The sequence below is a fragment of the Hydrotalea sp. AMD genome (assembly GCF_004100315.1).
In the GTDB taxonomy this organism is placed as follows: Bacteria; Bacteroidota; Bacteroidia; order Chitinophagales; family Chitinophagaceae; genus Hydrotalea; species Hydrotalea flava.
In genome coordinates, this window is sequence record NZ_SCKY01000015.1 from 1 (window position 1) to 13,735 (window position 13,735).

Sequence of the window (13,735 nt, forward strand, 5' to 3'; positions counted from 1 at the left end):
CCGGTTCGATTCCGTCGTAGCCTGGTTGGCGGTGTCTGTTCTGTTTGCGATTATAACTCAATATGTATTTTTGGCCTATAGTGTAACTAGTTAACACACAACTCTTTGAAAGTTGTATTCCAAGTTCAAATCTTGGTAGGCTAGCAAACGTGCCAGAAGATTTGTGGGAAATTTATTTCCTCCCCTTCTGGACAAAATTCAGGGTATAGCTGAGGTTGGTTTAGCATACCGTTTGGGGCGGTAAGACGTAGGTTCGAATCCTGCTATCCTGACAAAAAATTATTGTTGCATAGATAAGAGTTACTTCATTGGTTCAACTCCAATCTTTCCCACAAATATAAACAAATGGGAAAGACGCCGTTGGTGGCACATCTCTCATCAATTATAACTCAATAATTTGATTTTCATCTATAGCTTAAATGTAAATCACTCCCAGTTGGTGGGAAAGATATGGGGTTAAATTCCTTTTTAGATGACAAAATCACAGAGAGACCCAGTACCTCTGATATATGTCTGTCGAACTCTTTATTTGGAGTAGCCCGGTATATTACGTATGTTGACGATTTTGTGATTTTACTTTTAATATGTTGTTGCGTAGATTAACAGTTACTTCTTTATATCAATCATAAAACAAACGTACTGTTATCGATTATAACTCAACATTATTCGGAATGTAACTCAGCTTGGCCAGAGTGCACCGTTTGGGGCGGTGAAGTCGTGGGTTCGAATCCCTCCATTCCGACATATTAACAAAAATAAATTATGACATTAGATGAAATAACCAACAAAATTAAACTAACAGTTACTCTAATTGAAAATGGAGTAGTATGGTTAGAAAACGAGGATCAATCATTTACTGCTGATATTCCATTAAGACATACCTCTGTAGGTGCTAATGGTGATCCACGTGAATTTGAAATAGATAATACCTGTGATATATATTGGTGTTATGATACTACTCGTGGTTATTATTTTGTTGCACATTCAGATATAAATAAAAAAATATTATTTGTTCAAGTATCTGAAACAGATATGGGATTTGAAATAGTAGGAACTTTCATTTTTCATATAAGAACAAAACATTAAGAAAATAAATTGGAAGATTAACCGAGTGGGACTTGGACTCGCCTTGAAAGCGATGGGAGCGTTAACAGCGCTTGGGGATCGAGACCTCAATCTTCCGCCAAATTAAAGAAAAACTAACCGTTGCGTTAAAAAGAGTTCCTTCGTGAAATTGGTAAACACACTAGTCTAATAAACTGGCATTTGCAGGTTCGAGCCCTGCAGGATAAATCCTCTTTTTGTTAAATCTCGGTTATATTGGATATGCTGGTGGGACGGTGACCACCACTTGACTGTAAATCAAGCGCCTCTGGCTTAGTAGGTTCGAATCCTTCCATGTCCACTTATGAATGAATTTGATAAATTAAATCTTAGTGTTAATAAAAAACAAGGTAATCTTGGAGTTGCAAGAGCAATCTATGAATACACTAAGATGGGATATACTGTATTAGTCCCATTATCTGATTCAGATAAGTACGATTTAGTTATTGATGATGGTGTTATGCTTAAACGAGTACAAGTCAAAACATCTAGATGTAAAGCTAAATCATACAAAAGTTACACAAAAACAGGGTATCAAGTAAACCTTTCCACTAAAGGTGGGAATAGCACAATTAATACAATTCGTTGTCGTGAGAAATCAGACTATGATATATTATTCGTTCTACTTGAGACTGGTGACTGTTGGTCAATTCCAACAGAAGCATTAGGAGAAGCGAAACACTCCATTATAGTTGGAGCAACTGGACCTAATGCAAAATATACAGAATATAAAATTTGTAAAGGGTACGCGCTAACGTTGGAGAGTTAGGGCTGGCTGTAACCCAGTTGCTCAATGCTGAATAGGTTCGAATCCTATAGTGCCCACCAATTAAACAGAGATATAATATGATTTTTGTTGCAAAAGATAAACAAACTGGATTATATTCAAATGCAATCCATGATTGGTTTCTTGATAACCAAATTTGGATCAAAGAAACTAATCATTCTGTTGAAGAAGTGATTGATGAACTTTCACAATCAAACGAATCATCTTGTCTGTGGACAGATAATGTACGAGATGCTGATATATGGAATCAATATAATATTGATCGATGGAAGAAATATCTTCCAAATGTTGAATTTGTTACTGTAACAATTACAGTTGAAAAATGATAATTTGGAATCAATCATTAGGAAGACCTGAAGATCCTTATATGAAAAGGTGGTGTTTAATAACACCTTGGTTTTCAATAAGAATTCATCATTGGTTTCGAGGTGATGATGATAGACATTATCATGATCACGATTGGGATTTCACTTGTATAGTTCTCAGCGGATCATATTGGGATTTATCCTACACTGATAATAATGGTGTAGAAGACGTAACATATGACTTATTAACTCCAGGTTCAATTCGCCATAGAAAAGCAGAATTTAGACATATTGTTCGAACAAACGGTTGTTGGACATTAGTCATAACAGGAAAGAAAAGAAGAAAATTTGGTTTCTGGGTTCCTAACAAATCAGGAAAACTAGTTTGGTTAAGGGCAAGAAGGTACTTTTTTAAATATGGTCATCAATAGTCCAGGTTTTTGGAAACATAAAGAGACAGGTGAAATACTTGATGTTTATGAGTTAGAACCAGTCGGCAATATCTTATGTGTTTGGTGTGGCGATGTAGGTAATCCTGTAGATCAAACAGAAGTTTGGTCTTCGGATGAGTGGCTAGGACACATTCCTGTTGACATTTTTGTTAAAACTGAAGGTAGAGATGAGTTAAATTGGATTAAAATTTCCAGTTGACATTTTAGAAAAGTAGTGTAAAATATTAAAAATAATGCGGGGGTAGCTCAGTTGGTAGAGCACAGTTGAGAAAGAAGGGAAATATAGACGCAAAGAACAAGGACATCCTACGACGGTGGGAAAGAATTAAGTAGGGTAGTCTATATAGAAGCTTGAGTATCTTGCTTTAGACACTGTCGACGGTGACTAAAGTAAATAACATGACTGAGGTCGGTGGTTCGAATCCATCCCCTTCGTACTAAATATGTTGTTGCATAAGTAAGAGTTACTTCATTGGTTCAAATCCGATATTCCCCTCGAACTAACAGAAATGGGGAATACGCCGTTGGTGGCATCTCTCTTATTGACATTAACTCAACATATGATCGGAAATTTGGCAGAGAGGCTTATTGCACCTATTTCGAAAGTAGGAGATCCCAACGGGATCCGTAGGTTCGAATCCTACAATTTCCACATAACTAATATACAAGGAATGTAAAAATTATGGAATTTTGTGTTTTTGAAATATTTCAAGATCCCATCTAGGATCTTTAATTTCAATTAATCCTAAAGATTCTCCCGATCTTGAGAACGCCGGTCTTTTCCCCTTTCTAATATTCGACCAATGTTGTCGTGTGGAAATAGATGGCTTAGTATTATTCATTTTTAACGTGTTAAGTCTTCGTTGTATTTGGTCTTTTGTGCGTTTACCTATCTTTTTACCTTTGGTTGCACCCACAATCTCACCAGATGCCCACCTTGGATCATTTATTGATACTCTGGTTATTTTTCCTGTTTCAATAATTATAGCAGTAGTTGTTCCTTTTCTAGTGTTGCTCATTTTTTGTGATGTTTCAGTAGAAAAAGAATGATGAGAACCACCCTCTCGAAGATTATATCCATTTGGATATAAGGTATTGTGAGATTGAATTAGTTTAGATTCTAACATATTAGCTTCATCTAAAGTTAGATTCTCAATTAATATTTCGTGATGGAAGTTATCCCATCCGTATTTTTGTATGGCATTATTGAACGCCATACAACCAGTACTAGATTTATGTTCGTTACATCTACGTTGGTAGTTATTTGTTAATCCAATATACGATTTGCCCGATGGACTTGTATGCTTATAAATGAGATAAATAGATTCAGACATAATTAACCTCTACGTTAATGTTTGTTTAGAATACCTCATTTGACGCCAATCTTATGAGGTATTTGATAATAATATTTATGAAAATCAATTTCCAGTTGAAATTAATAAATGTTAAAGTATAATAAGTAAAATAAATTTGAAAAATTAAGGAGAAGTGTCATAGCTATTTATGAATTTCAGTGTCAGGAATGTGATCATAATTTTGAAGTTATGCAAAAAATGAGTGATCCATATCCAACAGTTTGTCCCGAATGTGGCAAAGAGAATCTAAAGAAACTTGTTTCTGCTAATACAGGAACCTGTTTTATGGGTGGTGGATGGACAAATCCAGGAATGAGTGCTAGTACAAGAAAAGTTAAACGATAATTAAAGGATAAAAATGTCGAAAATTATACCAATTCTTGATCGTATTGCGGTCAAAAGAGATGATGAAAAAGAAGTTAGTGCTGGTGGTATTATTCTATCAGGATCAGCTGTTGAAAAACCATACGAAGGAACAGTAGTTGCTGTCGGTGGTGGTAAATACACAGATAAAGGCGAATTAATGCCAATGCATCTGAAAGCTGGTGATAGAATTGTATTTGGTAAATATGCTGGAACAGAAGTTACCGTTAGTAATGAGAAATTCATTATCATGAAAGAAGAAGAGATTCTTGGTATTTTATCTTAATTTTTAATTAATATGTTAACAGAAATTCAAAAATTAGAAGAATGGATTAACCATAAAAAAGATCTAGTTAATTTTAAAGTTTCTTTTCGTGGATTGCCTAATAAAAAAAACTAGCTAGACAAATCAATAATATTCTGTTAGCATATAAAGAAGGTAAAACATCTGAGTGGAATGATTATTAATTCCAATGTTGATTTTGAGAATTATTAAAGTATAATACTCATTTTTAAGTTTTAACAAAAAGGGTAAAAATGAGAAAATTAGTTTTAACAGGATTGGTATTATGTTCCACAGTTGTCTTGTGTGAAGATATAGCACATGCTGCTGGTGGACATAGAGGACATCATGCTGTTAAACGATTAGATACAACCCCAACTGATACAGAAGATGATTCTTGGATCTTGGGGTTAGAATCTAATACATATGCGGATACAGTATATCTGAATCCAACAGTAGCCTATTCAGGAGCAAATAATTGGGATATAAGTATATCCTCATATAATATTCCTGTTTATGGTGGTGGAGCTCAGAATTATGAATATGATACATATGCAGCTATATCAAAAACATTTGATATAACTAAAGACATATCATTGGTATTTGGTACACAAAACGGAACAACATTGTTTCCTGATTCCATGCAGAGATGGCATAATATGGATTTCTCTAATGGACGATACAAATTAACCAATTGGTTAACAGTATCTGGTGGTGTGTATTTTGCTAATAAATCATTGACTACTGTTGCAAATGAAGTTGGATTTATGTCAGGATTTGAAATGAAACTTATTCCTGGTACACTTCATTTACAAGGTGATTATATGAGTGGACATACAAATGTGTCCGGTGCTGAAATTAATTTGCAATGGTATGCAACTAGACAAGCACAATTGTATATTGGTGTAATCGTTCCTGAACGAGATTCAGGTAATGAGTTTGCTGGAGTTTTAGGTTTTAATATATCAACAAAAGATATGTTAAAATAAAAATTTCCAGTTGACAAAATTAAAAATTAATGTATAATATTTTACATAATTTAGAAAAAAGCAGTGTTAGTGTAATGGTAACACGCTCTTGTCCAAAGAGAAATAAGGTTCGAATCCTTAATACTGCTCAAATGCTGTTGCGTAGAATTAGAGTTACTTCTTTCTTTTGGTGAAATCACAAGCACTCTGTTCGATTATATCTCAGCTAATTTTGTTCGGGTAGACAAATAGGTAAAGTCACCACACTTTCAATGTGGAGTATATGAAAAGTAAAAAATGTGTTGATTGTGGTCAGACCAAACTTCTATCTGAATATAGAAGGGATAAAGTAAGAATAGATGGATTTCGATCAGAGTGCAAAGATTGTTCTAAATTACGAAACCCACGATATTATGCTAAGTATCGTGTTGGACATTTAGCACACACAAAGAAACGAAGAGATTATCATCGTCAGACTTTATCAGATATAAAGACAAATAAAAAAATGCTATGTATGTAATGAGGATACTGCTTGTTGTTTAGATTTTCATCATTTGGATCCAAACGTAAAAGATTTTACTATATCAGATAATATTCATATGAATTTAAATAAATTATTGAACGAAGTTGATAAATGTGTTGTACTTTGCAAAAATTGTCATTATAAAGTACATAATAATTTAATAACTCTTATATTCCCGTCGACTAATGGTTAGGTCATAACTCTTTCAAGGTTACAGTGCCGGTTCGAATCCCGTCATCAATACAACCAAGGAAAAATTATGAATGATATAAAACAACATATTGGTGGATATGTTAACTTTGTTTGTTATGGCAAAGGTGAATTGTGGTATAAAACTGATTCAGGATTGGAGTTTCCAGTTCCAATTGATGATACAGGTGATGGAATTTTCCTTGCCAAAGATAAAGCATTATTGTTTATGAGATATATTCGTAAACATCTTGCTAATATTGAAAAGGGAAAACAAGAATGTCAAATAGATTAAAATTGTGGAGGGTGACAGCCCGTAAGAGTCCGGTAACGGAGTGCTCGCTGTCATAAAATGGAACTGTGGCAGAGGTGGTCCTACATGCGCAAGCCTGAAGAGCTTGAGATTCCGGTTCGATTCCGGACGGTTCCACAATAGAGGATTTTATGGATAATAAAAATATTGGTAGTTCATTTGATGATTTTCTTGAAGAAGAAGGTATATTGGATGAGTGTACCGAAACGGCAATATCCAATATAAAAGAATTTGAAGATACAAAAGAACAAGATAAAATATATCAAGACGTATTAACATAATGGTAATGTAGAGATCTGCAAAATCTCAAATATCAGTTCGATTCTGATATGCGTCTCTAATGACTGGTTCGAATCTAGTCCGATGTTCCAACGCAAAAGGATATCATAATGAACAATCCAAGTAGAAATATTTGTATAACGAATGATTTTGGTAAAACTATATTTTACAAAGCTCATTGTTCTTGTACAGATGATAAACATACACAAACTCTAGTATTAGATCGAGACCAAGATGATGTAATAACATTATCTATTCATTCCACAATATGGTCAAAATATTCATATAAATGGTGTGATAATTGGTATGAGAAATTAGGGGTATGGTTAAATTCACAAAAATTGAAATGGAAACAAGTTTTTATTCTGATTTTTACAGATCAGATTGAAGGTGAAAACGAATTTATGTTTCATGGTGAAGAACAAGTTCAAAGTTATATAGATGCCCTACAATTAGGTCTTGAAAAAATAAAAAGGTAAAAAGATGTCTTTATTACAACAAATCCGTGCTGATTTAGATGCTGCACGAAAAAATAAAAACCAAGGGTTGTTAACTATTCTTACAACATTGTATTCAGAAGCTGCAATGGTTGGTAAAACTAAACGTAATGCTGAATCAACCGATGAAGAAGTACTTTCAGTTGTTAGGAAATTTAAAGTTGGTGTGGAAGAAATCCAAAAGATTAAAGGTTTGACAGAAGAATCTATTAATGAGGTAAATGTCTACGAAAAATATTTACCTCAACAATTTACTCCTGAACAACTTAATAATCACATTAACGAAATTATTTTAGATGTTGGTAAAGACCCTAAAAACATGGGTAAAGTTATGGGTTTATTAAAAGCTAAGTATAATGGCTTTTATGATGGTACAAAAGCGTCTCAATTAGTTAAAGAATTATTAGCTTAATATGAATACTGCATGCAAATGGACATCAGATTTGGTTTTTACAGGTAGCAAATGGAGTCCAGCTAGTATACAATACACTACGGGATGTGGATATCCACATCCCAGAAGTGATATTAATGGTAATGAATATAATTATTGTCCATATTGTGGTCAGAAAATATCTGACACAATTGATGAAAAAAGTGAAGATAAAACAATATGACCAGTTATTCAAACTATGTTAAAGATAAGTTAATTAAGTTATCGGAACAATATGATTATCCTAATCAGGAATTGGATGCTATTGGTGAAGTAATTGCTAATTCCATTATAGCTTCTCAAATGGATACATCAATAGTAGGAGATGCATTATCTTGGTTAAACGACAATGAATTAGTCCAAGACACTTCAGATTGGTTAAAAGGAAACGATATCATCACCTAATTGTTTTAATGAATCAAAACATGTGAATCATGTCCTGCCACATGGGAAACGTGGATATGGCTACTTGTTTCCAATCGGTATAACAAGTCTTCAGGTTACGATGGAAGATAACCGGTGCCAACGTTTAGGAGTATCAACGCCTTAAAGATGAAACTTCGTGCTGATAGGTAAGCTATAAGTGTTTAGGATGATAACTAAATGCGTTTTTCGTGATATAGCATTATGGTAATGCATAATTTTCATAAGATTAAGGAAGTCAGTTCGATTCTGGCTATCACGACATATGAGAACAATAATAGCAGGAAGTAGAAATTTCAATGATTACGAATTACTATGTGCTGTAATCGAATCATGTCCTTGGGAAATAACAACAATAGTTTCTGGTAAAGCTAGAGGTGCTGATTCCCTTGGTGAAAAATATGCTAAGGATAATGATATCCCTGTTGATGAATTTCCAGCTAATTGGAATTTACATGGTAAAGGTGCTGGTCCTATTCGAAATCAACAAATGGCTGAAAATGCAGAAGCATTAATTGTTCTTTGGGATGGAATTAGTACTGGAACAAAAGATATGATTTCCAGGGCTAGAAAATCCAATCTCAAAATAATGATATACATTTACACAACTGGAAAATTAGTATTCAACTGAAAATGGATCCAAACAAAGCTTGTGTAATATTTGATGAACATTTAGGTTGGGCAATAGTTCATGATTTAATTGCTCATCCAATTATGGCACTTACCTTGTATAGTAAGATAAGTATAAAATTTCATAATTGGACATCTCGTAAAGCATGGAAAAGAATATAGGTCAGCCACTGGGTGGTAACTGGTCTCCAAAACCGGTTTTGGTGGGTTCGATTCCCACTTGGCCTGCATAATGCCCTTATAGTCCAATTGGCAGAGGCACTAGGTTAAGATCCTAGATAGTGAGAGTTCGAATCTCTCTAAGGGTACAGATATTCTAAGTAATACTATAAATACCTTTATCATTGATAAAGGATAATATATGTTACTTAAAGAATTGTTTGAAAATTTGCGTAGTGAATATGCTGCCAATGCTGCCTTAGCATCTACTAACTCTAATCCTACCAGTTGGGGAGTTTATAACTCACAGGATTAACACAAAATGCTGCTGTTGCAATTGCACAACGATCAGACTTAATTAAAAAACATGGTAAATTAATTGCAAAAAGAATGTAACAATTAATATGGATATTGCTCTCGTGGGCCAATTGGAAGAGTCGTTGGCTCATTAATTTAGTAATTGGTAGAGCTTATTCGAACTTATATAAATATATACAAGTTCGAATATAAAATGATGCGACAATACAAACGTCTAACGAAAGAAGAATTAGAAAATGTTATTAAAGGTAGTATATCATACGCCGAGGCCCTTAGAAAACTGGGACGAAAACCTGTTGGGGGATCAATTACTAATATAGCATTAATATGTAAGCGATTTAATATTTCAACAGATCATATGCTGGGGCAATCTCATCGAAAAGGAAAATCATATCCAAGGAATATTGAACAAGTAAAAAACAGATTAACTGTTGGGACATCTGTAGATCGTCGGATATCATCCTATATATTACGCAGAGCATTGTTAGATTCCGGAACTAAACATGAATGTGCCTATTGTAATATTCAAACTTGGAATGGAGAACCTTTAGTACTCGAAATTGATCACATAAACGAAAAGTACTGGGATAATACATTGGATAATTTACAATTTCTTTGTCCTAATTGTCACTCAATTAAAACCAAACATTATATAGAAAATAAAAAGGCCTCCTTATCCCAACTGGCAGAGGAAACATGTTTAGACCATGTTAATGTACTGGTTCGAATCCAGCAGGAGGTACCAAAAAAAGCTTCCTTTACAAAAGAAATTTTAGAAAAATTAGTATGGCAGCTTCCAATTACTTCAATAGGTAAGAAATATAATATGTCAGATAATGGAATTCGTAGATGGGTTAAGAGGTGGAAGATTACAACTCCACCCCGTGGATATTTTTTGCGCGGTAGCTCCTTTTTGGATAAAGTATGAATAATAAAGTAACTGCATTCAATAACATCTTCGAAGGAAGAATTCAGAAATTAATTAAACAAATAAAAGAGCTTCGTAAAAAGAAGGGTAACCTGGAATTAATAAAAGGTTTACTCAAAGAAGCTAAACACATAAGATCAAAAATGAAAAAGGTTGAGAAAAAGAAGAAACAACCTTGTTATTTTATTACTATTGATAAAGATATTAGTAGTAGATTAATAGAATGTTCACCAAACATTCATATTACCTCAGTATCTGAAACTGATAATGAAATAACAATTAGATTTATAAAAGGTGTATAAATGGATTTGATCTGGGCAATAATAGTAGTAGCATGTTTATGTTTAATCACAATGATACCTAAACAACCAACAACAGAAAATAAAAAACCTGTTGTAGTAGTAGAAGAAGAAAAAAGACCAGTTGTTTATATTATTAAACCAATGTCAGAACGAAAGTAATTGGTTTACTAGTATGATTTTGTTATAAATATAATAGATGCGATTATAGTATAATGGTATTATATCTGGTTGCCAACCAGATGATATGGGTTCAATTCCCATTAATCGCTCAAAGGTTTTCCCTTTCTAAAAGATAAATAATCAATCACAAAAATCTAAAGTAAATAAAATTCCATATAAATAAGTAATATTATTAGTGGATTTTAAATGCTTTTGTCAGAAATATTAATTGAAAAGATTATTGTATCACCTCAAATACATGATAAGATTCAAACAGCAATATTAAGTTGGATCGAGGCTGCTATACCTTATGTTGATAACAATCTATCATCAATAGACCACAATAAAAAACAAATAACTGAATTATTAAGACGAAGATTAGCTCCAACTATAACCAATATTGTTAAACAATATAGACAACCAATTCCTGATCCTGAATATATGGGACATAAGGTTAATGTCGAAGTAGATATTTTACATGCCTATTCAGAAGCCGGATCAGTTCGTAGTAGTTGGACAAAATATCGTGATGTACCTAAAATGCGAACAGCATATGTATATAAGAACACTCTTAATATAACATTATCACCTTATCAAATATCTAATATTGTATTACATAAAAACGAAAATTCGATTGGAGAATTAGTATCTACTATAACCCATGAAATAACTCATTTGATTCAATCATTAAGTTCAAGAAGAAATTCAGTTTACAACAAAAATTATTATAGTACTGGTGCTGATAAAGACACAAGATATTATATGGCTAAATTTGAAATAGATGCTCATGCTCAAAGTCTCGCATCAGAAATATTATCAAAATCTAAAAAGATGCCTGATCCAATAAAATATATACAAAACATATTACCTTTAATTGGAATGGGAATACAAACTGTATTTAATCGACCAACCTTTCCATCTAAACATTATCAAGAGATTAAAAATTTATTAACATCCCCCTCAGATGATCCAAAATTAGCTGAAGCAAAAAAGAGAGCATGGAGAAGATTTAATAAACGAATTTATGAAAAACTATCTAATTATCTAGAACATTTACAACAGAAATAGATAAATAATGTTATATTAACAAAGGATATCCCAATGAAAGTGTTTGAAATACTAAATGAAAGTTCTGATACATTAGAAGACTTACGAAATCAGTTATCTCATGAACGTGATATGTTCTCAAAAATAGATCATCCATCTAAATCAGAACATGATGATTTTAATCGTATTGTAGCAGACTTAAATAAAAAAATACAACAATTTAAAAAACAACCTACAGCTACAGAACAGCCGTCTAAAATACCAGCATTAAAACAACAAAATTTAGATAAAGCAGAAGCTAATCTCAAGAAAGCACAAGAAAAATTACGATCAGCAAAAACAGATCGAGAGAAAAAATCCTGGAAAGCAAATGTAGAAGTAGCTAAATATGATCTACGAAAGGCACAACAACAAATGAAATAAAAATAGTAGGGGCCTAGCCCCTATTTTTTGTCTATAAATCCATCGTTGACTTTAATAAATTATTAAGTATAATATTTCAAATAAATTGAAAACAAATATAAAAAATGAATCCTTTATACTTTGAAGCATTTAAAGTAACCAATACACATTACTTTGAAACCTTAAATTCATTCCTATCAATTGGATTAGGGCTTCCTGTACTAATAAGTTTATTCATAATCTTATTTCTCCCTAAGAGATAAATCCATTTGGGCCGGAAGCTTAAGTCCGGTATAAGCAACCGGCTCATAACCGGAAGACAGTGAGTTCGAATCTCACTCGGCCCACCAATTTCGATGTGTTAGTTTAGTGGTAGAATACTTAAATTATACATTTACTGACAATAACTCACTAATGTGCTGCATAAGTCAATGTTACTTCCATGTCCAGGAAGAGACAGAGGTTCGATTCCTCTACACATCGCAAAACACAAGTAATGTGTTTTTATACTTATAATCATATTAAGGAGAAATCGTATGTCAAAATTACACGAAATTTTAGCTGTTGAATCAAGTACTGAAGGTTATTTTAAAGACGCATTGGTTGAAATGACCAATTTGTTCAAGAACAAAGTAGCACATTTCAACGCATTCAACAAAACCTTGACTCTTCACGGTGAAGATACACCTGAAAAAGCAGCCAAAGAATTGGCTGAAACTGAAAACCAAACATTAACCACTACTGTAAAAACAGAGTTGGATTATCTTGCTGATGTTGTGACACAATATCTTGATGTCATCGCTCAAAAAGATGATGCAAATCAAAGAGCCGTTGCCGATATCATTATCAACGGTGTAACAATTGCTTCAAATGTTCCTGCTACAACCCTATTGAGTCTGGAAAATAAATTGAAACAATTACGTCCTATTTATGATCAAATCCCAACTCTTCAACCAGGTACTGATTGGAAATTGGATCCATCTTTGGGTGATGGTGTGTATGTTGATTCTAACAAACAAGTTAGATCAAAAACCAAAAAAGGCTTTGATTTCAAAGTGTTAACACCTGCAACTGACAAACATCCTGCTCAAGTTGAGAAATGGGAAACTGTTGATGATATTGGATTCACAACTTTGACACGTTGGACAAGTATGATTTCTGTTGCAGACAAATCTGCATTGTTGAAACGTTTTGATGCATTATCAAAAGCTGTTAAACAAGCACGTCAACGTGCAAATGAAGTAGAAGTACATGATGTACATATTGGACAAGCATTGTTCGATTATTTGTACAATAAATAAAGTAATATGATTGGAATATTAAATTTAATATTCCAATCTCAAATAAATTGAGATAAGTTTATCGTTAATATTGTTTTTGTAATTAGTTAACTATTTACATTATTTGGTGGTTCGAATCCATCTCTGCCCACTAAAACAGTTTAGAAAGGACAATACGTTCCGTAGTACGCGAACAAACATTAGTAACTAGTTGCTAATGTTTAAGTAGAGGCGTGAAG

21 protein-coding genes, 14 tRNA genes and 1 pseudogene are annotated in these 13,735 nt (G+C 33.1%); 35 read left to right on the forward strand and 1 reads right to left on the reverse strand.

Annotated elements, in window-relative coordinates; translation table 11 throughout:
• Positions 1-71: 71 nt before the first annotated feature.
• The 12 genes from EO766_RS11640 to EO766_RS11695 all read left to right on the forward strand — a co-directional run bounded on the left by EO766_RS11640 (position 72) and on the right by EO766_RS11695 (position 3,300).
• Positions 72-144 (forward strand) — tRNA-Gln (locus EO766_RS11640).
• A gap of 55 nt (positions 145-199) precedes the next feature.
• Positions 200-272 (forward strand) — tRNA-Pro (locus tag EO766_RS11645).
• 395 nt (positions 273-667) lie between these two features.
• A tRNA-Pro gene (locus tag EO766_RS11650) sits at positions 668-742 on the forward strand.
• 20 nt (positions 743-762) lie between these two features.
• Complete coding sequence (locus EO766_RS11655) at positions 763-1,086, forward strand: hypothetical protein (RefSeq protein ID WP_287101050.1); 324 nt, start codon at positions 763-765, stop codon at positions 1,084-1,086.
• 11 nt (positions 1,087-1,097) lie between these two features.
• Positions 1,098-1,186: transfer RNA gene (locus tag EO766_RS11660), tRNA-Ser, on the forward strand.
• A 136-nt stretch (positions 1,187-1,322) separates the two neighbouring features.
• Positions 1,323-1,405 (forward strand) — tRNA-Tyr (locus tag EO766_RS11665).
• Between the two features lie 3 nt (positions 1,406-1,408).
• Positions 1,409-1,873: a group I intron-associated PD-(D/E)XK endonuclease gene (locus EO766_RS11670; RefSeq protein ID WP_287101051.1), complete on the forward strand. Its 465-nt coding sequence runs from the start codon at positions 1,409-1,411 to the stop codon at positions 1,871-1,873.
• Positions 1,847-1,932: transfer RNA gene (locus EO766_RS11675), tRNA-Tyr, on the forward strand. The genes EO766_RS11670 and EO766_RS11675 overlap by 27 nt, the downstream gene beginning before the upstream one ends.
• Positions 1,933-1,950: 18 nt before the next feature.
• A complete protein-coding gene (locus EO766_RS11680) occupies positions 1,951-2,217 on the forward strand; it encodes a hypothetical protein (protein WP_287101052.1) in 267 nt (88 codons plus the stop codon).
• Positions 2,214-2,627, forward strand: a complete 414-nt coding sequence (locus EO766_RS11685) for a hypothetical protein (protein ID WP_287101053.1) — start codon at positions 2,214-2,216, stop codon at positions 2,625-2,627. The genes EO766_RS11680 and EO766_RS11685 overlap by 4 nt, the downstream gene beginning before the upstream one ends.
• Complete coding sequence (locus tag EO766_RS11690) at positions 2,614-2,847, forward strand: hypothetical protein (RefSeq protein ID WP_287101054.1); 234 nt, start codon at positions 2,614-2,616, stop codon at positions 2,845-2,847. Before EO766_RS11685 ends, EO766_RS11690 begins: the two co-directional genes overlap by 14 nt.
• A 367-nt stretch (positions 2,848-3,214) precedes the next feature.
• A tRNA-Ser gene (locus EO766_RS11695) sits at positions 3,215-3,300 on the forward strand.
• Between the two features lie 28 nt (positions 3,301-3,328).
• Here EO766_RS11695 and EO766_RS11700 read toward each other — a convergent pair.
• Positions 3,329-3,982 carry a GIY-YIG nuclease family protein gene (locus tag EO766_RS11700; RefSeq protein ID WP_287101056.1) on the reverse strand — a complete coding sequence of 218 codons (654 nt, stop codon included), beginning with the start codon at positions 3,980-3,982 and terminating at the stop codon, positions 3,329-3,331.
• 165 nt (positions 3,983-4,147) lie between these two features.
• Between EO766_RS11700 and EO766_RS11705 the strand changes: the two genes are divergently transcribed.
• The 23 genes and pseudogenes from EO766_RS11705 to EO766_RS11810 all read left to right on the forward strand — a co-directional run bounded on the left by EO766_RS11705 (position 4,148) and on the right by EO766_RS11810 (position 13,517).
• Positions 4,148-4,348: an FmdB family zinc ribbon protein gene (locus EO766_RS11705; RefSeq protein ID WP_287101250.1), complete on the forward strand. Its 201-nt coding sequence runs from the start codon at positions 4,148-4,150 to the stop codon at positions 4,346-4,348.
• A gap of 13 nt (positions 4,349-4,361) precedes the next feature.
• On the forward strand, positions 4,362-4,652 hold the full coding sequence (locus EO766_RS11710) for a co-chaperone GroES (RefSeq protein WP_287101057.1): 291 nt from the start codon (positions 4,362-4,364) through the stop codon (positions 4,650-4,652).
• Positions 4,653-4,903: 251 nt separating this feature from the next.
• Positions 4,904-5,638 (forward strand): hypothetical protein, encoded by a 735-nt coding sequence (locus tag EO766_RS11715; protein WP_287101058.1) that lies wholly within the window; start codon positions 4,904-4,906, stop codon positions 5,636-5,638.
• Positions 5,639-5,698: 60 nt separating this feature from the next.
• A tRNA-Gly gene (locus EO766_RS11720) sits at positions 5,699-5,766 on the forward strand.
• A gap of 633 nt (positions 5,767-6,399) precedes the next feature.
• Positions 6,400-6,624 (forward strand): hypothetical protein, encoded by a 225-nt coding sequence (locus EO766_RS11725; protein ID WP_287101059.1) that lies wholly within the window; start codon positions 6,400-6,402, stop codon positions 6,622-6,624.
• Between the two features lie 59 nt (positions 6,625-6,683).
• Positions 6,684-6,759 (forward strand) — tRNA-Phe (locus EO766_RS11730).
• A 14-nt stretch (positions 6,760-6,773) separates the two neighbouring features.
• Positions 6,774-6,923 carry a hypothetical protein gene (locus EO766_RS11735; protein ID WP_287101060.1) on the forward strand — a complete coding sequence of 50 codons (150 nt, stop codon included), beginning with the start codon at positions 6,774-6,776 and terminating at the stop codon, positions 6,921-6,923.
• Positions 6,924-7,031: 108 nt separating this feature from the next.
• Positions 7,032-7,400, forward strand: coding sequence for a hypothetical protein (locus tag EO766_RS11740; protein ID WP_287101061.1), 369 nt, complete (start codon positions 7,032-7,034; stop codon positions 7,398-7,400).
• A gap of 4 nt (positions 7,401-7,404) precedes the next feature.
• Positions 7,405-7,830, forward strand: coding sequence for a GatB/YqeY domain-containing protein (locus tag EO766_RS11745; protein WP_287101063.1), 426 nt, complete (start codon positions 7,405-7,407; stop codon positions 7,828-7,830).
• A 1-nt stretch (position 7,831) separates the two neighbouring features.
• Complete coding sequence (locus tag EO766_RS11750; RefSeq protein WP_287101065.1) at positions 7,832-8,032, forward strand: hypothetical protein; 201 nt, start codon at positions 7,832-7,834, stop codon at positions 8,030-8,032.
• Positions 8,029-8,253 carry a hypothetical protein gene (locus tag EO766_RS11755; RefSeq protein ID WP_287101066.1) on the forward strand — a complete coding sequence of 75 codons (225 nt, stop codon included), beginning with the start codon at positions 8,029-8,031 and terminating at the stop codon, positions 8,251-8,253. Before EO766_RS11750 ends, EO766_RS11755 begins: the two co-directional genes overlap by 4 nt.
• Positions 8,254-8,536: 283 nt before the next feature.
• Entirely contained in the window at positions 8,537-8,902 is a 366-nt protein-coding gene (locus EO766_RS11760; protein WP_287101068.1) for a DUF2493 domain-containing protein, read from the forward strand.
• Between the two features lie 159 nt (positions 8,903-9,061).
• A tRNA-OTHER gene (locus EO766_RS11765) sits at positions 9,062-9,129 on the forward strand.
• 6 nt (positions 9,130-9,135) lie between these two features.
• Positions 9,136-9,209, forward strand: a tRNA-Leu gene (locus EO766_RS11770).
• Between the two features lie 527 nt (positions 9,210-9,736).
• Positions 9,737-10,012 (forward strand): annotated as a pseudogene (locus EO766_RS18450) (HNH endonuclease); the annotation flags it as partial.
• A 33-nt stretch (positions 10,013-10,045) separates the two neighbouring features.
• Positions 10,046-10,123: transfer RNA gene (locus EO766_RS11775), tRNA-Leu, on the forward strand.
• A gap of 179 nt (positions 10,124-10,302) precedes the next feature.
• The gene (locus EO766_RS11780) at positions 10,303-10,608 is read left to right on the forward strand and encodes a hypothetical protein (RefSeq protein WP_287101069.1); all 306 of its coding nucleotides are present in this window, start codon (positions 10,303-10,305) and stop codon (positions 10,606-10,608) included.
• A complete protein-coding gene (locus EO766_RS11785; protein WP_287101070.1) occupies positions 10,609-10,767 on the forward strand; it encodes a hypothetical protein in 159 nt (52 codons plus the stop codon). It begins immediately after the preceding gene.
• 39 nt (positions 10,768-10,806) lie between these two features.
• Positions 10,807-10,877: transfer RNA gene (locus EO766_RS11790), tRNA-Gly, on the forward strand.
• A gap of 103 nt (positions 10,878-10,980) precedes the next feature.
• Positions 10,981-11,835, forward strand: coding sequence for a hypothetical protein (locus EO766_RS11795; RefSeq protein WP_287101072.1), 855 nt, complete (start codon positions 10,981-10,983; stop codon positions 11,833-11,835).
• Between the two features lie 33 nt (positions 11,836-11,868).
• Positions 11,869-12,237 (forward strand): hypothetical protein, encoded by a 369-nt coding sequence (locus tag EO766_RS11800; RefSeq protein WP_287101073.1) that lies wholly within the window; start codon positions 11,869-11,871, stop codon positions 12,235-12,237.
• A gap of 250 nt (positions 12,238-12,487) precedes the next feature.
• Positions 12,488-12,566: transfer RNA gene (locus EO766_RS11805), tRNA-Ile, on the forward strand.
• Between the two features lie 186 nt (positions 12,567-12,752).
• On the forward strand, positions 12,753-13,517 hold the full coding sequence (locus EO766_RS11810) for a DUF7873 family protein (protein ID WP_287101075.1): 765 nt from the start codon (positions 12,753-12,755) through the stop codon (positions 13,515-13,517).
• Positions 13,518-13,735: the final 218 nt, after the last annotated feature.